The organism is Arthrobacter sp. UYEF20 (assembly GCF_040546335.1).
Classification (GTDB): Bacteria; Actinomycetota; Actinomycetes; order Actinomycetales; family Micrococcaceae; genus Arthrobacter.
In genome coordinates, this window is record NZ_JBEPNP010000001.1 from 512161 (window position 1) to 534087 (window position 21927).

Below are 21927 nucleotides of genomic sequence, written 5' to 3' on the forward strand. Positions count from 1 at the left end.
ATGACTGAAGAGATTACGACGACGACGGCGGCTTCCGCCGAGGGGGCGGCGTCGGCTGCTGAGCCCGAACACGTCCACGCCCACCCCTTCACGGTCACCCCGCGGGACACCTTCGTGGACGGTGCCGCGCTCTTCCCGGGGGACAGCGGCGTGCTCCCGATGAAGGTCCGCCAGGCCCTCGTGAAACTCCTCAAAGGCCCGTACATCGACGGCGGCCGGGACGAAAAGCTGTGGACCACACTGCTGGACAACCAGCTGATCCTGCGCAGCCGCCTGTCCGAACTCTTCCTGACCCTGCAGCTGGACCATGAACGCAAGGTGGCCGTGCTGCGCCCGGTGGACCCCGAGGCGATCGGCGGCAGCACCCGCTCCAGCATCCTGCGCCAGCAGCGCGCCCTCAGCCGGGTGGAAACCATCGTGCTGCTCCGCCTGCGCCTGCTCCTGGACCGCCACGTCACCGCCCAGACCGACCCCACCATCACGCGCGAGGAAATCGCCGAACTCGTGGCCCACTACCAGCCTTCCGGCCAGCAGGACGCGCTGCGCGATTCCGACGTCGTCAGCCGCGCCATCACCAAGCTCCTGGCCCGCCAGCTTCTCCTCGCCACCGGCCTGGACGAGGTCTACACCATCTCCAACGCCCTCCCACTGGCCCTCCCCTTCGAAAACATCGGCGACATCCCAGCCCAAATCGAAGCCCTAATAGCCGCCGCCACCGACCAGTCAGGCACGGAACCGCTGATAGAGCTCGACGACACTCCTCTGGCCGGCTCTGCTGCCGAGGATGATGGCGACGAAACGGAGGTCGGCGACGAGCCAGAAGGTGACCTGGACAGCGACGACGACGGCGATGCCGCCCCGGGAGTGGCATCGGGCCTGTCGGAGCCGGACGGCCTGCTGCTTGCAGCTGGGCCGTCCGGCGAAGGGGCGGGGGCGGCATCGCCGTCGGCGTCTAACGCAACCACGACTAAAGACGGAGAAGCCAAGTGAGCATCGCAACCATGCTCCCGATGGGCGAGCTGACGAACCCGGGCCAGATGCGCCTCGTCTTGGTCCAGGTGGTCAATTGGGGCACATTCCATGGCGCCCACACGATGCACGTGGACCGCAACGGAACCCTGCTGACCGGCAATTCCGGCGTCGGCAAGTCCACGTTGTTCGACGCGATGCTGCGGGTCTTCGACGCCCGGCCGCGCTCCAACGAGGCCGCGGCGCAGCGTGCCGGCGGCGCGGTGGAGGACAAGCGGACCACGTTCACGTACATGCGCGGCAAGGTGGGTGACAAGGCCGTAGGCGAGGGTTCGGCGAGTGCCTTCCAGCGCCCGGGCGCCACCTGGTCCGCCGTCGCGCTGACGTTCGACAACGCCGCCGGCACGAAAGTGACGGTGTCGGCCCTGTTCGACCTGCCCAAGAACGGCACGGAGTCCAGCGTCGGGCGTTTTTACCTGATCGACAACACGCCGCTGGACCTGGCCGCGATCGAGGGCATTGCCGGGAAGCGCTTCACGAGGGCGGCGCTGGACGCCATCTTCCCGGACGCCCAGATCTTCGACGTCCACAAGGCGTTCGCCGAACGCTTCCGGCGCCTGCTGGGCATCAACTCGGATCAGGCGCTCCCGCTGCTGCGCGTCATCCAGGCCGGAAAAGGCCTCGGCGGCAGCGTCAACACCTTCTTCCGGGACCAGGTCCTGGACGCCCCGGCCACGCTCGCCGCCGCGGACGACGTCGTCGAGGAATTCAGCAACCTGATGTCCATCCGGCAGCGCCTCGAGGACGTCCGCCAGCAGCGCGACCAGCTGGCACCTGTCCCAGGACTGAACAGGGAATATGCCCAGTCCCTGCTCGACGCGAACCGCCTGCGCGACCTCGGCGGCGAGGAGTTCGAGGCCTATAGGCAGCAGCTGGCTGTCACCGTCCACGAGGGAACGCTCGTCCGGTTCAAGGACCAGGCGCAGGGAAAGGCCAAGGAGCTCGGCGCCGAGCGCGCGGTCCGGGACGGCCTGGCCAAGGAACTGCGCCAGCTCGAGGCGGACTACAACAACCAGGGCGGCAACGCGATCTCGGCCATCGAGCAGTCGCTCGAAAACGCCCGGGTGGGCCTCAAGCTCCGCCAACAGGTGGAGGAATCGGCCCGCAAGGCGCTGTCCGACGCCGGCCTGGATCTGGAGTGGACGGCCTCCGGCTGGGAACAGGCCCACGAACAGGCCGCCGCACGGTCCGCTGAACTCCACGACGACTCGGAGGCGCTCAAGGAACTGCGTTTCGAGGCCTTCGACGGCCACGCCACGAAGAAGCGCGAACTCGCCGCGGCCCAGCAGGAGCTCGTCTCGCTGAAGACGCGTAAGTCCCTGCTGCCGCCGTCGAGCATCGAAAACCGGAGCGCCATCGCGGCCGCCACCGGCATTCCCGAGGAGCGGATGCCCTTCGGCGGCGAGCTGATCGACCTCGCCGAGGGGCAGGAACAGTGGCGGCCGGCCGCCGAGCGCGCCCTGCGGAGCCTCGCCACCACGCTGCTGGTCCCGGGCGAGCACTTCGCCGCCGTCACCCGCTACCTCAACGAGCACTCCGTCCGCGGCGCCGTGCGCGCCGTGGACGTGTCCAAGCCGCTGGCCGGCGGCGCGCTGGCCGTGGAGGACGCGGCCGACGGCGACCTGCTGGGCAAGCTGGACATCCTCAGCGCCGTACCGGCCGGGGAGGCCGGCGAGTGGATCCGCGAACGGATCGCCCTCGACTTCGCCTACCCCTGCGTCGAGGACCCCGACGAGCTGGCCCGGCTGGACAAGGGCCTGAGCCTGGGCGGCGTGGTCAAGCGCAACCGCCACACCGTGGAAAAGGACGACCGCTTCACGTCCCGGCAGGACTACGTCCTCGGCTTCGACAACGCCTCCAAGCTCGAACTCGTCGCCGCACAGGTCGAGGACCTCCAGCAGGAACTGGCCAAGGCCGCCGAGCTGGCGCAAAGCCGGGAAGAATCGCACCAGGGCATGACCCGGCAGCTCGACGCCCTGCGCCGCGTGGCGGATGACCACCGCCCGTGGGAGCAGGTCTCGGCCGCCGTGGCCACGGATGAGCTCGCCCGGATCGAGCAGCGGCTCCAGGACGCCCTCGCCGCGCAGGCCGACCTCGAACCCCTGCGCGCGAACATCGAAGCGGCCCGGCACAAGCACCAGTCCAGCACCGAGGCCGCGGCCGTGCTGCAGAGCGAGTACAAGGCCCTCGATTCGCAGCTCACGGCCGCCGATGCGCTGCTCGACGCCGCGCGCAGCCGGCTGGCGCAGTCGCCGCCGTCGGACGCCACCGTGACCGCGCTGGAACCGTACTTCGCCGGTATGGGCGACGTCCTGGAGATGCACGAGGTGGACAATCTCGCGAACCAGGTGCGGACCCGGCTCCTCGCCGAGCTGCACGCGGCCGAATCCCGCGGGCAGGCCACCTCGGAACGGCTCACCCGCATCTTCGAGGGCTTCGTCCGCGAGTGGGGCACGGCGATCTCCACGGACCACGGCGCCTCCATCGGCGCCGCGGGCGAGTTCGAGGGCCGCTACCACGCGATCGTCAGCGACGGCCTGCCCGCGCAGGAAGCCGAATTCCGGCAGTTCTTCAACCAGCGCACGCACGAATCCTTCAGCACTCTGCTGCACCTGCTGGACGAGGAACGCCGCTCCATCACTAGCCGCATCCTGCCGCTGAACGGGATCCTGTCCGAGGTCAACTTCCACGAGGGCAGCTTCCTGGAACTCGACATCAAGCAGACCCTGCCCGCCACGGCCAAGCAGTTCAAGGACGCCATCCAGAACGCGCTCAAGGTCCGGCACGCGCGCCCGGTGAGGGGCGCCGCTTCGGGGGCTTCCGCGGATTCCGGAGCTTCCGGGACGTCGGACGACGACGCCGAGCTCACCAACCGCTACAAGTCGCTCGAAACGCTCGTGAAGCGGCTGGGTTCGCAGACGCCGGAGGACCGGCGCTGGCGTGCCGAGGTGCTGGACGTCCGCGGGCACGTGTTCATCCAGTGCAAGGAGCACCGCGAGGGCCAGGGGTCCGGCGCCGCGAAGGACGGCCTGAAGACTGACGTCTTTATGCACGCCGACACCGGCTCGATGTCCGGCGGGGAGCGGCAGCGCTTCGCCGCCTTCATTATGGCCGCGGCCCTGAGCTACCAGCTGGGGATCGCCGAACAGGGGTTCACCACCTACGGCACCGTGATGATGGACGAGGCGTTTGTGCTCGCCTCGGAGGAGTTCGCCGGTGCCGGCATCAAGGCCCTGCACGAGTTCGGGTTCCAGCTGCTCCTGGCCGCCCCCGAAAACGTGATCGACCTGTCCCGGCACCTCGGATCGGTCACCGAGATCCTGCGGGACAAGCGCACCAACCGTTCCGGTGTGCTCACGGCTCCCGTGATCCGGCCGCGCCCGGGCGGCGAAGGTCTATGGCGATCCGAGGCGAATCCCGTGGACATCGTCCTCCGCTGACCAACCCGGACGCTCCCTCACGTTTGGCGCTGATTTTCACGACGCTCCCTCACGTTTGGCGCTGATTTTCACGACGCTCCCTCACGTGATGTGAGGGAGCGTCGGGGGTTTGGTTGCGGGAGCTGAGGGAGCGTCGGCGTTTGGGTTGCGGGATGTGAGGGAGCGTCGAAACCGGAGGGGTCAGGGGCGTGCGGCGTGGCACGCGTCGATCTGGGCTTGGACGATCGCTCCGTAGTACGCCACGAGCTGGTCGAAGTCCCAGCCGTCGAACAGCCCGAGCGCCCGGACCGTTTCGCCGAATCCCGTCATCAGGGCGATTACTGTCGAGGCGAACCTGCGGTCCGGCGTTGAATCCCCGAGCAGGCCCGCAATGCTGGCCAGGTACCGTTCGCGCGTTTCTCCCCGGGCGGCGTCGGGATCCGGTGAGTCCTGGATGGTGAACGGAATCATGGCCCAGGGCTCCTGCATCCCGCGTTCCCGCCGCATCAGGACACGGAACACCAGGGCGCTGCCCAGTTCCGACGCCGGGACGTCCAAGTCCGTCAGCAGCGATTCGTCCGGCTGCGCGGCGGCGAACAGCTTGTCCTTCGACACAAACAGCTTCATCACCAGGGCGGCAGACACTCCGGCGTCGGCGGCAATGTCACGCACCGTCACGGCACGGTATCCGCGCTCGCCGAAGAGCCGGCCGGCGGCGTCGAGGACGGCGGCATGGCTCGGGCTGCTCACGCGTGCACCGGCTCCGCGCGGAGGGGGTCGGCGTCGAGATCGGCCGTCAGGGAGCGGTTATCGACGGCGAGCTTTCGGGCCACGGCTTGATGTGTCGCGGGATGAAGCATGGTCACGATGTAGCGCCCCGCCACAGGAAGGGGCAACACATACCTGCCCGACGCGTCCGCAAGCGTGGTGGCGACGTGTTCGCCGGTGGCCTGGAGCAGGGTGACCACCGCGCCGGGGACCGGTGTCCCCCCGGCGCTGGCCACGCCGTCGAGCTCCAGCCGGTTGTCCAGGTGGAAGTTCTGCTGCAGAGTGCGGCCGTCGAAGTCGAACACTTCCGCCATGGGCGCCCAGCCGGCGGCGTTGGCCACCATCAGATACTTGCCCGCGCCGGGCAGCGCTACCGAGTAGTTGCCGTCGCTGTCCACCCTGCTCCAGTCCACCGGCTCGCCCGTGGTCTGCAGCACAGTCACGACGGCGGGAGTCAGGGGGCGGTGTGCCGCCGTCAGGACGCGGCCCTGGACCACGAGTTCATGCGCGGCCGGGGCCGGGGCTGCAGCCGGGGCTGGGGCTGCGGCCTTGGCGGCGGCCGCGGCGCGGGGAATAAAGACGGCCGCGGCGATGGATGCCGTCGAGGCCAGGGCCGCCATCCAGAACACGTCCCTAAACGCTTCGAAGGACGGAAGGCGGACAGCTCCAACAGTCAGCGTCACGGACGTGAGGACGGCGGCGACGGCGGCACTCGACGTCGACGTTCCAATCGAGCGCACGAGGCTGTTGAGCCCGTTGGCCGACGCCGTTTCCGTGATCGGTACGGCTCCCATGATCAGCGTGGGCATTGCGGCGTACGCAATGGCCGTGCCGATGCTGACGACGGTGGAGCCGATGATGACGGAGACCACTGAGTCCCAGAAGAAGACGCGCCCCACGTATCCCACGATCATGACGGCGGCACCGGCGATGAGGGCTGTTTGTCCGCCGAAGCGTCTGATGATGCCGCCTGAGACGGGAGCAAATAGCACCATGGCCAGCCCGGACGGGACCATGCAGAGGCCCGCGGTGACGACGCTCAGCTGGAACCCGTAGCCGGTGGACGCGGGCAGTTGCAGTTGCTGGGTGGTGAGGAGCATGTTGGCGAACATGGCAAAGCCGATCAGCAGCGAGGCCACGTTGGTGAGGAGCACGGGGCGGCGGGCGGATGTGCGCAGGTCCACCATCGGCTGGCCGATCTTGAGTTCATAGGGAACCCACGCCGCGAGGAGCAGTGCGGCGGCAGTGAACAGCAGCAGCACAGGCTCCGATCCCCAGCCCCACGAGCCTCCCTTGGAAATGGCCAGGAGCAGCGACGCCAGGGCGGCCGAGAGCACCACCGCGCCGAGGTAGTCGAACCGGCCCGGCGTCCGCACACGGGATTCCGGCACCACCAGCACCACGGCCAGGAGCAGCAGGGCGCCCGCGCCGGCGGACACCCAGAAGATCGATTCCCAGCCGAGGCTGTCGTACAGCACCCCGGCCAGCGGCAGGCCCAAGGCGCTGCCGATCCCCAGTGTGGCGCTCATCAGTGCCACCGCAGATCCCATTTTCTCCTTCGGCAGCTCGTCACGCATGATGCTGATGCCAACGGGGATCAGGGCCGCTGAGAAGCCCTGCAGGGCCCGTCCGATGATCAGCCACAGGAACGAGCCGCCCACCGCGGCGATGACGGAGCCGGCCACCATGATGGCAAGGCACACCACCATCATTTTCCGTTTGCCGTACATGTCGGCACTGCGGGAAACGATCGGAGTGGCCACGGCGCTGGACAGCAGGGTGGCCGTGACCAGCCAGGAGGCGTCGTCGGAGGTGACGTCGAGGATCCGGGGGAAGTCCGGCAGCAGCGGCACGACGAGAGTCTGCATCAAGGCGACAAGGGTTCCGCTGAGGGCCAGCACGGCTGTGATGGCTCCCGGGGACAGGGATCGGGTGCTGTTTTGTGTCATGGGCGGGAGCCTCCTGCTGCGCGACGGCGGTTCCGGGGTGGTGAACGCTCGTTTACTCCTTCGAGTGAACCATCGTTCACCCCCTGAAATCAACATCTGGCGCCGTGTGGCTGCCCACTTCTGGGGTCGGGAATCCCCTTCGGGAGTGCGATGGAGACAATTACGTAACGCTAACCTTGCTTAATTAGCCGAAGGATAGGCTAGCCTTACTTAGGTTTGCATCACTCACCTTAGGAGTTCCGTGACTTCCCCCCTCTTCCCCGGCCCGTCCCGCCGTGCCCTGCTCAAGACAGCCGGCAAGGCGACGGCCGTCGTGGCCGCAGCCGCACTCTCCCTGACCGCCTGTTCCACAGGCCCCGCCGGCTCCGCGCCCGGCAGCGGCACAGGCGCCGCCGCGCAGTCGGCCAGCAGCGCCTTCCCGGTGACCATCAAGCACGTCTTCGGTGAAACCACCATCAAGGAACGGCCCAAGCGCGTGGTCACGGTCTCGTGGGTCAACGACGACGTCGCGATCGCCCTGGGCGTCGTTCCCGTGGGGGTGCCCAAGAATGAGTGGGGCGGCAATGACAAGGGCTCCACGCCCTGGAAGGACTCCGCGCTTGAGGCCGTCGGCGCAGGTTTCGGCTCAGAGAAGGCCCCGGTCCAGTTCTCCGAGGCGGACGGCGTCAATTTCACCGAAATCGCCAAGCTCAACCCCGATGTCATCCTGGGCGCCTACTCCGGCCTCAAGGAAGAGGACTACAAGAAGCTCAGCGAAATCGCCCCGGTGGTCGCCTACCCCGAGCTCGCCTACGGCACGCCCTGGCAGGAGACCACCAGCATGATCGGCAAGGCCCTCGGCAAGGAGACCGAAGCCACCAAGCTGATCTCCGGCACCGAAGCCACCATCAAGGACAAGGTCTCCAAGTACCCCCAGCTGGCCGGCAAGACCTACATCTACGGCAACCTTGAGCCCGCCAAGAGCGACGGCGTCAACGTCTACACGGCAAACGACAACCGGCCCCGCTTCCTCGACTCCCTCGGGATGAAGCTGGCCCCGGTGGTGGAACAGAACTCCGTGGGCTCCAAGGAGTTCTTCATCCCCTGGTCCGCCGAAAAGGCCAACGAACTTGACTCGGACATCTTTGTGACCTGGGTACCCGACGCTGCCACCACCGGATCGATCACGGCCGATCCGCTGCTCGGGCAGATCCCGGCCATCAAGAGCGGGGCCCTCGTGGCCGATTCGGACAACACCCTGACGCTGTCCATCTCCGCCTCCTCGCCGCTGAGCCTGCCGTGGTCCCTGGACACCTTCCTGCCGCAGCTCGCCAGTGCCGCGGACAAAGCAGCGAAGTAGCCACCACACCATGAGCCCAATGACGACGACGGCGGCCAGCGCCGCTGCCCGGCCGGCCCCCGCCGCGCGGCAAGCGCACAGTAGGCCCGCGCGGCGAAACCAAGCCGCCTGGCTGCTGGCCGCCGTCGTCGTACTTGCGCTCCTGGCCGCGGCATCGCTGGCCATCGGTGCCCGCGGCGTTCCCCTGGGCACCGTGTGGCAGGCGCTGACGCAGTTCGATCCGGCCAACGGCGACCATGCCGTGGTCCACGCCCGGATGCCCCGCACCGTGCTCGGGCTCCTGGCCGGCGGGGCCCTCGGGCTGGCCGGTGCGGCCATGCAGGGGGTGGCCCGCAATCCGCTGGCTGACCCGGGCATCATGGGCGTCAACGCCGGCGCCGCGTTGGCCGTTGTCACCGGGATCTACGTCTTCGGTGTCTCCTCGCTGACCGGGTACATCTGGTTCGCCTTCATCGGCGCCGCTGCCGCCGCTGCCGTCGTCTACCTCGTTGCCTCCCTGGGCAGGGACGGCGCGACGCCGGTGAAGCTCGCCCTCGCGGGCGCCGCGCTGAGCGCCGGGCTGTTCTCCCTGATGAACGTCATCCTGGTCTCCAGCCAGGACACCCTGGACCGCTTCCGGTTCTGGCAGGTCGGCGGGATCGCGGGCCGCGACTGGTCTGTGGTGCTCGCCGGGCTGCCGTTCCTGCTCCTCGGCGCGGTGATTGTGCTGGCCACCGGGCGGATTCTCAACGGCCTTGCCCTGGGCGACGACCTGGCCCGCGGCCTCGGCCAACGCGTGGGCCTGGCCCGCGGCGTCACCGCGCTGGGCATTGTCCTGCTGTGCGGATCGGCCACGGCGCTCACCGGACCCATCGGCTTCGTGGGGCTCGTGATCCCGCACGCCGTCCGCTTCCTCACGGGACCCGATTACCGCTGGATCCTGCCGTTTTCGATGATCCTGGCCCCGGCGCTGTTGCTGTCGGCGGATGTGATCGGCCGCGTCATCCTGCTCCCGGGCGAAGTCCCCGCCGGAATCATGACTGCACTCGTGGGCGCGCCGGTGTTTGTTTGGCTGGTCCGCCGCGGCAAGGGGGCCGGGTTGTGAGGACCGCGCCCGCGCCCCGTCCGGACACCGCCGAGATGACACCTCGCGGCAATGTTCCCCGCAAACATTGGGATTATCTGCCATCTCGCGGAGCGTTCGTGAGCCGCACCGCCGCCCTGGCCCTCGGCGTCGTCGCCGTCTTCGCCGCGAGCGTGCTGCTGGGCAGCTACACCGTGACCGTTCCAGACTTCTTCAGGATTCTGGCGGCACACTTCACCGGCGGCCCGAAGATCCCCGGCGCGAGCTTCATCGTGATGGAAAACAAGCTGCCGCGGGCCGTCATCGGCACCATGATCGGTGCCGCCTTCGGCCTGTCCGGCGGATTGTTCCAGACCATGCTGAGGAATCCGCTGGCCAGCCCGGACGTGATCGGCATCAGCTACGGCGCCAGCGCCGCGGCCGTGACGGCAATCGTGGTGTTCGGCGCATCCGGCGCTGCAGTCTCCGGCGCCGCCCTCGGCGGGGCCCTCGCCATAGCAGCGCTTATCTACGCAATCTCCCGCGGCGGCTCCCTCGGCTCCCAGGGCCGTTCCTCGGGCGGCGGCGAGGCCGCGGGCAACCGGCTGATCCTCGCCGGCGTCGGGATCGCCGCCGCGTTGCACGCGTTCGTCAGCTTCGTGATGACCCGCGCCGACATCCGGACCGCCGCCGACGCCCTCATCTGGCTCAACGGTTCACTCAACTCCGCCAGTTGGGACCGGTCCGGTGTCCTGGCCCTGACCCTGCTGGTTCTTGTCCCTGCTGTCGCTGTCCTGGCCGGCCCGCTGCGCATCCTCGAACTCGGCGATGACACCGCAACAGGTCTCGGCGTCCGGGTCGGGGCCATCCGCCTCGCGGTGGTGGTCTCCGCCGTCGCCCTCGCCGCCGTGGCGACGGCCGCCGTCGGCCCGGTGGCCTTCGTCGCCTTCCTCGCTGGCCCCATCGGCCGCCGCTTCGTCCGAAAGGCCAGCCTGCCGGCGTCGGCCCTGACCGGGGCGTTGATAGTCCTCACCGCGGACTACTTCGCCGCGAACATTGCCCCGCTGCTGCTGGACGGAACCGTCCTGCCCGTCGGCGTCGTCACGGGTGCGCTCGGTGCGCCCTTCCTGCTGTGGCTCCTCGTCACGTCCAACCGAAAGGATGCCTGAGATGGCCGCTCTGCACGCCTCAGCCCTGACGCTCAAGTACGATCAACGCACCGTAATCGAGGGGCTGTCCGCGGGAATCCCGGAGGGCCGGGTGACCATGATTGTCGGCGCCAACGCCTGCGGGAAATCCACCCTCCTCCGCGGCCTGGCCAGGCTGCTCAAACCCGCTTCCGGCATGGTCACCCTGGACGGGAAGGACATCCACAGCCGCCCCGCGCGCGAGGTCGCCCGTATCCTCGGCCTGCTCCCGCAGCACCCGACGGCGCCCGACGGGATCACGGTGAGGGACCTCGTTGGCCGCGGCCGCTACCCGCACCAGGGCTTCTTCCGATCCTGGTCGGCGGACGACGAGCGGGCCGTGCAGGACGCGCTCACCGCCACGGAGACGCTGGACCTCGCGGCGCGGAACGTCGATGAGCTTTCCGGCGGGCAGCGCCAGCGCGTGTGGATCGCGATGGCCCTGGCACAGGAAACCGAGGTGCTGCTGCTGGATGAGCCCACCACGTACCTTGACCTCGCGCACCAGGTGGAAGTGCTGGACCTGATTACCGACCTGAACCGCCGGCGCGGCACCACGGTGGCGATCGTGCTGCATGACCTCAACCTCGCCGCACGCTACGCGGACCACGTCATCGCCATGAAAGCCGGACGGATCGTGGCCGAGGGCACCTCCCTCGAGGTGGTCACCGAGGGGCTGGTCCGCGACGTATTCGGGCTCGAATCCCGCGTCGTCCCGGATCCGGTTTCCGGAACCCCGCTGATCATTCCCCTCGGCCGCCACCACGCCGAGTCCCACACCGTACCCACAACCCTGGAGCTGGTCCCATGAGCGCCGTCAACAACAGCCCGGCCCGCGCGGCCGCGTCCGTGAAATCCGTACTGGGCACCGAACCGATGACGCTGGCGTTCGATGTCCAGGTCACGGCGGTGCAGCAGCTCACCCCGACGTTCCGCCGGATCACGTTCGGCGGCTACTCGCTGCGCGGCTTCGGTGTCCACGGCAGCACCCTGGACCTGCGGGTCAAACTGATGATTCCCTCACTGGCCGCGGACGGAACCCAGGTGCCGCTGCCGGAGTTCCGGATGGCGGAGTCCGGCTGGTACCGGGAATGGCTCGCCATGGACCCGGCCACCCGGGGATCCATGCGCACCTACACCGTGCGGCAGGAACGACTCGACGCCGTCTACCCGGAAATCGACGTCGACTTCGTGCTGCACTTCGACGATTCGGGGCACGGCGGCCCCGCCGCAAACTGGGCGCTGACGGCCAAGCCGGGGGACGCACTCACCCTCATCGGACCGAACAACCGGGCCGCCCACTGCGTCACCGCGGAAACCTACTCCGGCATCGAATGGCGGCCGGGCCTGGCCCAGCGCGTGCTGCTCGCCGGGGACGAAACAGCTGTTCCGGCGATCAGCGCCATCCTCGAAAGCCTCCCGTCGTACATGAGCGGGCACGCCATTCTGGAAGTCCCGGAGGCCGGTGACTTCCAGGACCTCAGCACTGCCGCCGACGTCAAGATCACCTGGCTGGCACGCGGTGCGGCCATCGGCCGCTCGCGTCCGCACGGCGAACTGCTGGACGAAGCGGTCCGTGCCGCCGTGCCCGTGCCCGGCTGGGTGGGCATCAAGACCACCGGCACCGCCGCCGGCCCGGAGCCTGAGGACGTCAACGTGGATCAGGACATTCTGTGGGAAACCCCGGCCCGGATGGATTCCGCCGCACTCGGTGCCAGCCGGAATCCGGACAAGCCGGCAGGGGTGATGCCGTTCTACGCCTGGATCGCCGGCGAAGCCGGGGCCATCAAGGAACTGCGCCGGTACCTGGTGCGGGACGTTGGCATCGACCGGAAACAGGTCGCCTTCATGGGGTACTGGCGGCAGGGGAAAGCCGAGCTCTAAGCGACGCTCCCGCAGGTTCGGCGGTTCTCGCTGGGATGCTCCTGCAGGTCCTTCCGGGCTTCCGCCCGCCACCGCTGCTTTGCCGTCGCTTAGACACCTCCCGACGCCGCATTCGGCCGCTGGCGGCCTCGCTCGGCTCTGGTCGGCGATGCGCTCCTTCGCAAAGCACCGGCGTCGGCCTTGCGGTCGGGTCACCTGATGTGACCCCCAGCGGCCCAGCGGTCGGCTCACCTGCCGTGCCCCGCCTGTTAACCCCGACGTTGTGTGGCGGGGATAGCGTGTCGTCATGGCCGAGAATCTTGTGAACCCGGGCCCGGGAGGGCGGCGGGTTTATGTTGCCCTGGGGGACTCTTTTACCGAGGGGGTGGGGGATTACAACCCCCGGTTGCCCAATGGGGTGCGCGGCTGGGCGGACCGGGTGGCGGAGAAGCTGGCCAAGGCGGAACCGGGATGGGAGTATGCCAATCTTGCAATCCGCAGCAAGCGATTGCGCCACGTCATCGCCGAGCAGCTGCAACCGGCGCTGGCCATGGAACCGACGCTCGTCACCCTGTACGCGGGCGGAAACGACATCCTCGATTTCGGGACCGACGTCGACGCCCTCATGAAGGACTACGAAACCCTCGTCGCCACGCTGGCCGCGAGCGGGGCCACGGTGGTGCTGTTCACGGGCTTTGACGTCAAAGTCTCGGCGCTGCTTGAACCGCTGAAGAGGCGCAACGCCATCTACAACCAGCGCGTCCGCGAAGTGGCGGCCCGCTACGAAGCCGTGCTGGTGGACTACTGGTGCTTTGACGCGTTCCATGACCCGCGGATGTGGGATACGGACCGGCTGCACATGTCCAAGGCAGGCCACAGGTATCTCGCCGGGCGAGTCCTCGACCAACTCGGAGTGCCGCACAAAATCACACCCAAGGAATGGGATCCACCCGCCCGGCAGGGGCTCCTGGACTGGGAACGCCGGCAGCGGCGCTGGGTGCACGACTGGGTACTTCCGCTCTTCGGGCGCAAACTCCGCGGCGTCACCCTCGGGGACCAGCTGAGTCCGCGCTGGCCGGACCCCATCCGGGTCCCGCGGAAAGGACTCAAGAAACTTGTCCGTGGGTGAAGCGCCGGCAGGGCGCCGGCGGTGACGCTAGCTGTCCAGCAGGTTCTCGTAGCCCGGGGCCACCCGGTTGGCATGGAACTCCATGACCTCGAAGTCGGCCACGCCATTGACGTAGAACGGGTCTTTGGCCAGCGAAGCATCCAGGGCCGCCCGGTCCGCATTGGAGAGCAGCAGCCCGCCGGTGCGCGGAATCTTGCGCCCCGCAACCATGAAGACGCCGTCGTCGAAAGCCTTCTGCAGCCACGTCACGTGCGCCGGAAGATGGAATTCAACGATCTCGTCGGGGACCTTATAGCTCAGGGAGACTACGTACATACGGTCAGCCTACCCCGTGCCCCGGGCGCTCAGGCCGGCGGTTTTCGGCGACCCGCCCGGCGAAGTTGAACCGTCAAGCTTCAAGTCTCCTAGAATGGAGCCATGACCGAACCGCGCTGGCTCACCGCCGACGAACGCCGGGCCTGGCTGGCCCAGCTCAGCATCAACACGCTGCTGCCCGCCGCCCTGGACACGCAGCTGCACAACGCGGGGAAGCTCTCCCTCTTCGACTACAACGTGCTGGCGATGCTGTCCGAGACCGAGGGCCGGTTCCTGCCCATGAGCGAACTCGCCGCGCGCACCAGCGCCTCGCTGTCGCGGCTCTCGCATGTGGTCACCAAGCTGCAGAACCGTGGCTGGGTGGAGCGCCGCCCGCACCCCGGGGACGCCAGGGTGACGACGGCGCACCTCACCGACGCCGGAATGGCCACCATCGAGCAGCTCGCCCCGGGGCACGTCGAGGCCGTCCGTTCGCTGCTTCTTGATGCCCTCAGCGAGGACGACGTCGCCGACCTCGCCCGGATCGGCGAGAAGATCGTGGCCCGGCTCGACGACGACCACTGGATCCTGCGCGAGAGCGACCAGGACGGGCAGTAGGCGGGCCGGCAGGTCAGCCGCAGGCCCGCCGCACGGCGTCGCCTAGGGTGGTCCTATGGAATCGCCGATCAAGAGCTACCTGCGCCAGATCCACGCCGAGATTGCCCAGCTCAAGGACGGCAGGCCGTACAGCACCATTCCGGCGATGGCCAACGTGGATCCGGACAACTTCGGCATCGCCCTCGCCACGGTGGACGGCCAGGTGTACGAGGTGGGGGACACCCGCGAGGAGTTCACCATCCAGTCCATCTCCAAGCCCTTCACCTACGGGCTGGCGCTGGAGGACCTCGGCAGTGCGGCCGTGGACGCCAAGGTGGACGTTGAACCCTCGGGCGATTCCTTCAACGAGATCTCCCTGGCCGAGGGGACCGGCCGTCCGGCGAACGCCATGATCAACGCCGGCGCCCTGACCGCAACCTCGCTGATCAAGGGCTCCGGCGGCCAGTCCGGCTTCAAGCGGATCCTCAGCACGTATTCGGCCTTCGCGGGCCGGCCGCTCTCGGTCAGCGAGAGGGTCTACGAGTCCGAACTCAAGCACGGCCACCGCAACACCGCCCTCGCCCACCTGCTGCGTTCCTTCAACATCATCGAGGACGACCCAGCGCCGGTCCTCGAGGACTATTTCCGGCAATGCTCCGTGCTGGTGAACTGCTTTGATCTCTCGATCATGGCAGCCACCCTCGCCAACGGCGGCCGCAATCCGCTCAGCGGCAAGCAGGTGCTGGAGATCGGGCCGGTGGAGCGTGTGCTCTCGGTGATGATGACCTCGGGCATGTACGACGACGCCGGGGCCTGGATCAGCAGCGTCGGCATGCCCGGCAAGAGCGGCGTGGGCGGCGGGATCATCGCCGTCCTGCCGGGCCAGGTGGGGCTGGCGGTCTACTCGCCGCCGCTGGATGAGCACGGCAGCAGCGTCCGCGGGCTGGCCACGGCCCAGCGCCTCTCCCGGGACATGGAACTGCACTTTGTCCGGGCCGCGCGGACCGGGCGCTCCGCCATCCTCGCCGCCTACGACGTCACCGAAACACCCTCGGGAATCCGGCGCAACGACGAGGCCGCCGATATCCTCCGCGCGCACGGCCACCGGGCCCGCGTGATCGAACTCCACGGCGACCTGCTCTTTGCCGGCACCGAATCCATGATGCGCGAACTCAGCGCCCTCGAGGACGACGTCGAACTGGCCGTCCTGGACCTGCGACGCACCGACCAGGTGAGCGAAGTGGCCTTGCGGATGCTGGGCCGGGCCTGGCAGGGGATGGCCGGGGCGGGCCGCGGGCTCGTGCTGATTGAAGCGGACGGTTCGGTGGCGGCATCGCTGGAGGAGTCCGCGGAAACGGACCGGCGCAAGGTTCCGTCCTTCGCCACCCGGAGCGCCGCCGTCGAATACTGCGAAAACCGCCTGCTGGAGCGCTACGGGGACCGTCTGCTGCTGCCGGACCACGTCCCCGTCACCGCCTCGCCGGCCCTGGCACCGCTGGACGAGCCCGACGCCCAGTCCCTGGCGGCGCTCATGACGGCGAAGAAGTACGACGACGGCGATGTCATCCGCCGCGTCGGGCTGCGGTTCGGCGGGGTCTACTTCATCACCTCCGGCAAGGTCAGCAGCACCTCTCCTGGACCCACCGCGGAGCGGGTCAAGCTCAACACCCTCAGTGCGGGCATGACGTTCGGCGAACTGGCACTGGGCAGCGGCAACCGGCAGGAAACCACGGTGCGGGCGGTCGGGCCGGTGGCGGTCATGGTGCTGAGCGCCGAGGCCATCAGCGAGCTGGAAGGCACCGACCCGCGGCTGGCCATCGCCTTGTGGAAGGCGCTCACCCGGGACGCGTATACCCGGGTGGAGCAGTACCTGCGCGAATCGGCGGTCCGGATCAGGGAGTAGCCGCTTTGCTTGTCCGGCTGTGTTGGCGCCAGCTTTGTTGCCCTGCTTTGTTTGCTTGGGGCAACTGCTGGCAGACTGGATCCATGGATTTCACGTCCCGCTACGTAGCCCTTGGAGACTCCTTTACGGAAGGCGTCGGCGACGACGACCCCACCCGTCCCAACAGCGTGCGGGGATGGGCGGACCGGGTGGCCGAGCAGCTCGGCGCCGCCGATCCGGGCTTCGGCTACGCGAACCTTGCCATCCGCGGCAAGAAACTCCGCCAGATCACGGCCGAGCAGGTGGATGCCGCCGTCGCACTTAAACCCACGCTGGTGAGCATTTACGCCGGCGCCAACGACATCCTCCGGCCCAAAATCGACATCGACGACCTGCTGGTGGACTACGACGCCGGCATCCGCAAGCTCAAGGCCACCGGCGCCACCGTGGTGATGTTCACAGGTTTCGACTCCCGCGGCTCGAAGATCTTCGGCACGACGCGCGGCCGCACCGCCATCTACAACGAACTGGTGCGCGGAATCGCCGGCGACCACGGCGCCCTGCTGGTGGATTACTGGCGCTTCAGCGAGTACTACGACTGGGGCATGTGGGCCACCGACCGGATGCACATGTCCCCCGCGGGCCACGCGAACATGGCCAAGCGCGTCCTCACCGTCCTGGAGCACGAGCACTCAATCGACGTCCCGCCCATGACGCCGGTGCCGGAACTGAACCGGGCCGAAACGGTCCGCGCCAACGCCCGCTGGGTCCGCGAATTCGCCGCGCCGTGGGTGGTCCGCCGGGTCACGGGCAAGTCCTCGGGCGACGGACTGGCGCCGCGGTACGGGAAGCTCACGCACCTTTAGGCGCGGTCGCCGAAGCTGTCGAGCCCCGGGCGGCCGGGCCGGCCGGGACCTGGGCCCGGAACCCAGGTGTCGCGAGCAGCCCGCCGTCGCAGCGCACGGCGAGCACTTCCACGTCCCACGTGCCCGTGGCCCGGTCCAGCATCGGGCGCCCGCCGGCCACGATCGCCGTCGCCAGCACGTCCGCGGTGACAATGTCAGCGGCTGCCACCGACACCTGAAGGAATTCGGAGCGCCGGAATTCGGAGCGGCGCGCTCCTGCCGACCAGATATGGTCCCCGCGCTCTGCGGAGCCGGACGTCGCCAGGGCGGAGAAACGGCTGCAACCGCCCAGCGGAAAAGCTGACAGGAGTGCCGCACGGTCCTGCGGGTCGACAATCCCGGACTGCCACGGCACCCGGGACCCCGGGACGGGGGCGCCGCCCACCAGGACGTCGCCGCCGGCGTTCAGGCACCAGTCCTCGAGCTTGAGGCTCCGAAGCGTGGCACCGGCCTGCTGGATTGCGTAGCCCTTGACGATCCCGGACAGGTCCAGCACGCCGTCGGGCCGTTCCGGAGTGAAAGCTGCCAGCGTCAACAGCCGCCAGCCGGCCGCCTCCGCGTACCGGTCCCGCACCTGCTGTGATGCTTCCCGGAGCGTGATTTCGCCGCGCGCCAAGCTGCTCGCCTCGGACTCCGGGCGGTACAGGCTGAACGTTTCGTCCAGGCCGCCAAACAACCGTTCGACGGCGGCCGTGGCTGCATCGATCGGGTGTTCAGTCCCGTTCGTTCGGGGAAGAGTTCCAGCGTGGGCGGCACTGAACGGCATCGTCAGGCTGATGACCGTGCCCATGCAGCCGAAAGTCCTGGTTTTCAGGGCGGGGGGCGCCACGCCCGGGTTCTCGAACTCAGAGGTTCGCTGCATCGAGGGCCGCCTGGAGCGAATTCAGATAGCCAACGCTTGTCACCGTGGCGCCGCTGATGGTCTGCACGCTGGCGGACTGGGCCTTGAGGACCTCGGCCCGCAACAGGGGTGCGGCCCGGTTGCTGATCTGCACGGATTTTCGCTCCGCATCGGTCAGTTGGAGCGCCTTGACGTCCGTGATCGTGCCGGACTGCACCGTGATCTGCACCTGGACGGCGCCGAAGCGGGTCTGAACGACGGCGCCGTCGTACGTTCCGGCCGCTTTTGAAGTGGCCCCGGCGCTGCCATCGGCGCCTGACGAGCCGGACGAGCCCGAGGACCCGGCGCCGCTTGCAGAACTGGACCCGGACGACCCGGGCGCGGGTCCGGTGCTGCCGGCCGAGCCGGCGGAGGCGCCGGCCGAGGTTCCGGTTGCGGCGCTTCCCGTTTCGGCGATCTGTCCGCCGGACTGCCAGCCCACGAGAAGAATTCCGGCGGACGCGAGTGATGCTGAAACCGCTGCGCGAATTCTCACCAGTCAAACCTTTCGTAGTGGAGTTGTTCCTCCCCGGCACCGGCTGCGCGGGCGTCGTGGATGACGCTGCGGGCCCAGGCGGCCGGCCCGCAGATGTAAATATCGGAATCACCAAGATCCGGCACGTAGCTGGCCAGCCCGTGCCCCGCACGCGCGGCGGTCTCCGGCAGCCAGCCTGGTCCGCCGGCGGCCCGTGGCCCGGTCAGGTGGAACAGTGTGGCGCCGCGTTGCCGGCAGAGTTCCAGGATTTCCCCGCCCAGGTACAGCTCGGCCTCATTGTGGCCGCGGAGCAGGACCGTGGCGTTGCCGGGCTCGAACGGCGTGCGCTCAAGCAGGGCGCGGAGCGGCGTGATCCCGATTCCGGCACCGATCATCACCACCCGGCTGCGGCTGCGGGCCGCGGTGCTGAACAGCCCGTACGGGCCCTCCACCGCCACCCTGGTCCCTGCTTTCACGGCAGCCAGCTGCCTTGAGCCGCGGCCCAGATTGCGGACGGTGATCCGCAGCACCCCGGTTCCCGCGACGTCGAACTGTATAGGCTCTGCGGAGAGGCTGAAGGGATGCGGGTGCCACCACAGACCGGGAGCGAGGAACCGCCAGATGAAGAATCGGCCCCCGCTTCCGGCGAGGTCACGGAGATGGAGCCCCTTCATCTCAATACTGACCACGCCGGGGGCCACCGGAACCACGCGGCTCACCGTCAGCTGGTGCCGGAACGTGGCCACGAGCGGCTCCAGGACGCGGTAGTGCAGGAGTGCGGCGCCGCTGGCAATGCAGAGGGCGAGCCAGTACCAGCGCTGCCAGGTGCCTGCGGCGAAGAGGCCGACGCTGAACTGGTGCGGGACCGCGGTCAGCACGGCGGCATAAGTGAGCAGGTGGACGGCGTGCCAGAATTCGTAGGGGAACCGGCGTCGGACCGCCACGAGGGAAGTCACCACGACGGCGACGAACAGGGCGATGGACACAAATGCCAGCCACATATCGGGAACGAGCACCCACAAGGCCACTGCCTCGCTGACGGGGTCCAGGCCCTCGGCCATTCCGTAGCCGGCAGCGATCAGGATCCCGTGCGCCAGCAGAAGGTACAAGGCCGGCTTCCCGAGTTTGCGGTGGAACTCGAGGGCGCGGTCGTGGCCCACGGTGGTGTCGATCACCGGGATCCGGGCCGCCAGGAGCAGCATCAGCAACACCAGGTCCATGCCGGCAAGTCCGGCGACGATTCCAACCGCTGTGAAGGATCCGGCGAGGCTGGAGAACCCGGAAGCGCCGCCGTCGGCCAGCCACAACGCCACGGCGCCGGCCACCGACGCCCAAGCGAGCACGGTCAGCAGATCCGCCCTGAGCAACCTTCGGCGGGACTGTGCCCGGAAGGGGTCAGCCGAACCGGGTGGACGGTTTGTCACGCCCGGGGCTCGGGGGCCGGCTGCAACAGTCGACTGGAGTGGTGGATTCATGACTCCAGCGTCCTCTCGCAGCCTTTCATTTGGCTGTGAAAGCGCTAGGGCGCAGATGTGACTGGCCGGGGTTTGCGGCGGGGCCCTATACACCCCGCAGCGCATACACCTACGACGGTGGATTGGTCTTTAATTCGCCTAGCTCATAGACTTGGTAGGCGCTAGGTGGCGCGGAGCGTGTGCAATTGCTCCGGTTGGCGGGATTTGTCAGCAGAATTGACAGTCCCGATGGCCGGTAGTTAGGGGCTCAAGTTGCGTGCACTCCTGTATTCGCCCAGTATCCCGGCACTTCGCAGTGGCTTTCCGTAAGGTTTCCGCTGCCCGTGACCGTGGCCCACAATCTTCGCCGCAGTGAGGAAAACAGCCGGTTTGTGCCGTCTGCCTGAACCCTGCGGACTACCGATCGCGGTGGGGGCTGGATGCGGACGCTGCCTGTCGCACGGTTAAGCGGGAACTCCGCCAACCGTTTCATTTATTTTTGAGGAGAGTCGTCATGGCAGCACACTGCCAGGTGACCGGAGCCGAGCCGGGCTTTGGACACAGCATTTCGCACTCGCACCGCCGCAATAAGCGCCGGTTCGACCCCAACATCCAGAAGAAGCGCTATTGGGTTCCGTCCCTGCGCCGTAACGTCACCCTGCAGGTCTCTGCGCGTGGCATCAAGACCATTGACGTGCGTGGCATCGACGCAGTCGTAGCCGCCATCCTGGCACGAGGAGTGAAGCTCTAGTGGCAAAGGACAAGGACGTACGTCCGATCATCAAGCTCAAGTCGACCGCGGGCACGGGTTACACCTACGTGACGCGCAAGAACCGTCGTAACGATCCGGACCGCATGGTTCTGAAGAAGTACGACCCCAAAATCCGCCAGCACGTCGAATTCCGAGAGGAGCGCTAAACACATGGCTAAGAAGTCAATGATCGCTAAGAACGAACAGCGTAAAGTCATCGTCGAGCGTTACGCTGCAAAGCGCCTCGAACTGAAGAAGGCCCTGGTTGATCCCAACTCAACCGACGAAGCACGCGAAGCTGCTCGCCTCGGCCTGCAGAAGCTGCCCCGCAACGCCTCACCGGTACGTCTGCGTAACCGCGACATCATCGATGGCCGCCCGCGCGGTACCTTCCAGAAGTTCGGCATCTCCCGTGTTCGCTTCCGCGACATGGCTCACCGCGGTGAGCTCCCGGGCATCACGAAGTCTTCCTGGTAATTCAGCAATCCTGAAGCCAGCGGCTTGAAAAGGGCCGGCAACCGTTTGGTTGCCGGCCCTTCTCGCGTTTAAGCCAGCGGGCACCTTCGGGTGGCCGGGCGATGACGGAGCGCTCAGAGTGGCCGAGTTGCGGTGGGGGTTGTCTGGGTGTATTGTTTTTTAAGTCGCCACGAGGGAGACCAGCGGAAATGCTGGGAACCGGAGGCGGCCAATCCCCTAAATTTTCAAGGCCAGGATCTGGTTGGCGTTTTGTGCGCTGCGGGTTCGGGTGGGGTTGGTTGGGTTGCTGGTGTGGTCCTGGAAGCGGGATTTGCATCGGGGGCCGGAACCGGGTAAGTTTGAAAAGTTGCTCCGGAGCGATCCTCGACTGGGTAAGTCGTGGTGGTGCCGGGTGTGTCTGTTGTTTGAGAACTCAATAGTGTGCCAAGTTTGTTGATACCAATTTATTTATATGGATTGGTTGAATGTGCCGGATCGTGCCACCCCG

At 67.8% G+C, this 21927-nt stretch carries 19 protein-coding genes and 1 pseudogene; 14 read left to right on the plus strand and 6 right to left on the minus strand.

What is annotated here, in order from left to right; genetic code table 11:
• Together ABIB26_RS02455 and ABIB26_RS02460 are read left to right on the plus strand one after the other, a co-directional pair.
• Positions 1-804, plus strand: a pseudogene (locus tag ABIB26_RS02455) (DUF4194 domain-containing protein); the annotation flags it as partial.
• Between the two features lie 182 nt (positions 805-986).
• Positions 987-4469, plus strand: coding sequence for an ATP-binding protein (locus ABIB26_RS02460; protein ID WP_354239227.1), 3483 nt, complete (start codon positions 987-989; stop codon positions 4467-4469).
• A 180-nt stretch (positions 4470-4649) separates the two neighbouring features.
• Here the strand turns inward: ABIB26_RS02460 and ABIB26_RS02465 are convergent, their stop codons facing one another.
• Both ABIB26_RS02465 and ABIB26_RS02470 read right to left on the minus strand, forming a co-directional pair.
• Positions 4650-5198 (minus strand): TetR/AcrR family transcriptional regulator, encoded by a 549-nt coding sequence (locus ABIB26_RS02465; RefSeq protein WP_354239229.1) that lies wholly within the window; start codon positions 5196-5198, stop codon positions 4650-4652.
• Positions 5195-7165 (minus strand): MFS transporter, encoded by a 1971-nt coding sequence (locus ABIB26_RS02470; RefSeq protein WP_354239231.1) that lies wholly within the window; start codon positions 7163-7165, stop codon positions 5195-5197. Before ABIB26_RS02470 ends, ABIB26_RS02465 begins: the two co-directional genes overlap by 4 nt.
• A 241-nt stretch (positions 7166-7406) precedes the next feature.
• Between ABIB26_RS02470 and ABIB26_RS02475 the strand changes: the two genes are divergently transcribed.
• The 6 genes from ABIB26_RS02475 (at position 7407) to ABIB26_RS02500 (ending at position 13725) form a co-directional block, all read left to right on the plus strand.
• Positions 7407-8504: an iron-siderophore ABC transporter substrate-binding protein gene (locus ABIB26_RS02475; RefSeq protein WP_354239233.1), complete on the plus strand. Its 1098-nt coding sequence runs from the start codon at positions 7407-7409 to the stop codon at positions 8502-8504.
• A gap of 10 nt (positions 8505-8514) precedes the next feature.
• Positions 8515-9588 carry a FecCD family ABC transporter permease gene (locus tag ABIB26_RS02480; protein ID WP_354239235.1) on the plus strand — a complete coding sequence of 358 codons (1074 nt, stop codon included), beginning with the start codon at positions 8515-8517 and terminating at the stop codon, positions 9586-9588.
• A 35-nt stretch (positions 9589-9623) separates the two neighbouring features.
• Positions 9624-10715: a FecCD family ABC transporter permease gene (locus ABIB26_RS02485; RefSeq protein ID WP_502913607.1), complete on the plus strand. Its 1092-nt coding sequence runs from the start codon at positions 9624-9626 to the stop codon at positions 10713-10715.
• Position 10716: 1 nt separating this feature from the next.
• On the plus strand, positions 10717-11544 hold the full coding sequence (locus ABIB26_RS02490) for an ABC transporter ATP-binding protein (RefSeq protein ID WP_354239239.1): 828 nt from the start codon (positions 10717-10719) through the stop codon (positions 11542-11544).
• Complete coding sequence (locus ABIB26_RS02495) at positions 11541-12617, plus strand: siderophore-interacting protein (RefSeq protein ID WP_502913601.1); 1077 nt, start codon at positions 11541-11543, stop codon at positions 12615-12617. Before ABIB26_RS02490 ends, ABIB26_RS02495 begins: the two co-directional genes overlap by 4 nt.
• Before the next feature lie 286 nt (positions 12618-12903).
• Complete coding sequence (locus ABIB26_RS02500) at positions 12904-13725, plus strand: SGNH/GDSL hydrolase family protein (protein WP_354239241.1); 822 nt, start codon at positions 12904-12906, stop codon at positions 13723-13725.
• Between the two features lie 27 nt (positions 13726-13752).
• On the opposite strand, the gene ABIB26_RS02505 is transcribed toward ABIB26_RS02500, so the two are convergent.
• Positions 13753-14040: a YciI family protein gene (locus ABIB26_RS02505; protein ID WP_354239243.1), complete on the minus strand. Its 288-nt coding sequence runs from the start codon at positions 14038-14040 to the stop codon at positions 13753-13755.
• Between the two features lie 102 nt (positions 14041-14142).
• Between ABIB26_RS02505 and ABIB26_RS02510 the strand changes: the two genes are divergently transcribed.
• The 3 genes from ABIB26_RS02510 to ABIB26_RS02520 all read left to right on the plus strand — a co-directional run bounded on the left by ABIB26_RS02510 (position 14143) and on the right by ABIB26_RS02520 (position 17364).
• Positions 14143-14637 (plus strand): MarR family winged helix-turn-helix transcriptional regulator, encoded by a 495-nt coding sequence (locus tag ABIB26_RS02510; protein WP_354239244.1) that lies wholly within the window; start codon positions 14143-14145, stop codon positions 14635-14637.
• Between the two features lie 55 nt (positions 14638-14692).
• Positions 14693-16519 (plus strand): glutaminase A, encoded by a 1827-nt coding sequence (gene glsA / locus ABIB26_RS02515; protein WP_354239246.1) that lies wholly within the window; start codon positions 14693-14695, stop codon positions 16517-16519.
• 83 nt (positions 16520-16602) lie between these two features.
• A complete protein-coding gene (locus ABIB26_RS02520) occupies positions 16603-17364 on the plus strand; it encodes an SGNH/GDSL hydrolase family protein (RefSeq protein ID WP_354239248.1) in 762 nt (253 codons plus the stop codon).
• On the opposite strand, the gene ABIB26_RS02525 is transcribed toward ABIB26_RS02520, so the two are convergent.
• From ABIB26_RS02525 to ABIB26_RS02535, 3 genes are read right to left on the minus strand one after another with little or no spacing between them, the layout of a single operon-like run.
• Complete coding sequence (locus ABIB26_RS02525) at positions 17351-18193, minus strand: FAD:protein FMN transferase (RefSeq protein WP_502913608.1); 843 nt, start codon at positions 18191-18193, stop codon at positions 17351-17353. The two genes, ABIB26_RS02520 and ABIB26_RS02525, sit on opposite strands and share 14 nt — an antisense overlap.
• A gap of 55 nt (positions 18194-18248) precedes the next feature.
• Positions 18249-18779, minus strand: a complete 531-nt coding sequence (locus ABIB26_RS02530; protein ID WP_354239251.1) for an FMN-binding protein — start codon at positions 18777-18779, stop codon at positions 18249-18251.
• Entirely contained in the window at positions 18776-20233 is a 1458-nt protein-coding gene (locus ABIB26_RS02535) for a ferredoxin reductase family protein (RefSeq protein WP_502913602.1), read from the minus strand. Before ABIB26_RS02535 ends, ABIB26_RS02530 begins: the two co-directional genes overlap by 4 nt.
• Positions 20234-20726: 493 nt before the next feature.
• Here ABIB26_RS02535 and rpmB point away from each other — a divergent pair, with 493 nt between their 5' ends.
• From rpmB to rpsN, 3 genes are read left to right on the plus strand one after another with little or no spacing between them, the layout of a single operon-like run.
• The gene (gene rpmB, locus ABIB26_RS02540) at positions 20727-20963 is read left to right on the plus strand and encodes a 50S ribosomal protein L28 (RefSeq protein ID WP_026532175.1); all 237 of its coding nucleotides are present in this window, start codon (positions 20727-20729) and stop codon (positions 20961-20963) included.
• Positions 20963-21130 (plus strand): 50S ribosomal protein L33, encoded by a 168-nt coding sequence (gene rpmG, locus ABIB26_RS02545; protein ID WP_013602737.1) that lies wholly within the window; start codon positions 20963-20965, stop codon positions 21128-21130. The genes rpmB and rpmG overlap by 1 nt, the downstream gene beginning before the upstream one ends.
• A gap of 4 nt (positions 21131-21134) precedes the next feature.
• Positions 21135-21440 carry a 30S ribosomal protein S14 gene (gene rpsN, locus ABIB26_RS02550; protein ID WP_043485315.1) on the plus strand — a complete coding sequence of 102 codons (306 nt, stop codon included), beginning with the start codon at positions 21135-21137 and terminating at the stop codon, positions 21438-21440.
• Positions 21441-21927 lie beyond the last annotated feature (487 nt).

Bases quoted from the DNA above. Each gene is read 5' to 3' on its own strand.
- ABIB26_RS02525 (WP_502913608.1), bottom strand. From the start codon at position 18,193: ATGGGCACGGTCATCAGCCTGACGATGCCGTTCAGTGCCGCCCACGCT.
- ABIB26_RS02505 (WP_354239243.1), bottom strand. From the start codon at position 14,040: ATGTACGTAGTCTCCCTGAGCTATAAGGTCCCCGACGAGATCGTTGAA.
- ABIB26_RS02470 (WP_354239231.1), bottom strand. From the start codon at position 7,165: ATGACACAAAACAGCACCCGATCCCTGTCCCCGGGAGCCATCACAGCC.
- rpsN (WP_043485315.1), top strand. From the start codon at position 21,135: ATGGCTAAGAAGTCAATGATCGCTAAGAACGAACAGCGTAAAGTCATC.
- ABIB26_RS02510 (WP_354239244.1), top strand. From the start codon at position 14,143: ATGACCGAACCGCGCTGGCTCACCGCCGACGAACGCCGGGCCTGGCTG.
- ABIB26_RS02480 (WP_354239235.1), top strand. From the start codon at position 8,515: ATGAGCCCAATGACGACGACGGCGGCCAGCGCCGCTGCCCGGCCGGCC.
- ABIB26_RS02495 (WP_502913601.1), top strand. From the start codon at position 11,541: ATGAGCGCCGTCAACAACAGCCCGGCCCGCGCGGCCGCGTCCGTGAAA.
- glsA (WP_354239246.1), top strand. From the start codon at position 14,693: ATGGAATCGCCGATCAAGAGCTACCTGCGCCAGATCCACGCCGAGATT.
- ABIB26_RS02490 (WP_354239239.1), top strand. From the start codon at position 10,717: ATGGCCGCTCTGCACGCCTCAGCCCTGACGCTCAAGTACGATCAACGC.
- rpmB (WP_026532175.1), top strand. From the start codon at position 20,727: ATGGCAGCACACTGCCAGGTGACCGGAGCCGAGCCGGGCTTTGGACAC.
- ABIB26_RS02500 (WP_354239241.1), top strand. From the start codon at position 12,904: ATGGCCGAGAATCTTGTGAACCCGGGCCCGGGAGGGCGGCGGGTTTAT.
- ABIB26_RS02535 (WP_502913602.1), bottom strand. From the start codon at position 20,233: ATGAATCCACCACTCCAGTCGACTGTTGCAGCCGGCCCCCGAGCCCCG.
- ABIB26_RS02485 (WP_502913607.1), top strand. From the start codon at position 9,624: ATGACACCTCGCGGCAATGTTCCCCGCAAACATTGGGATTATCTGCCA.
- ABIB26_RS02520 (WP_354239248.1), top strand. From the start codon at position 16,603: ATGGATTTCACGTCCCGCTACGTAGCCCTTGGAGACTCCTTTACGGAA.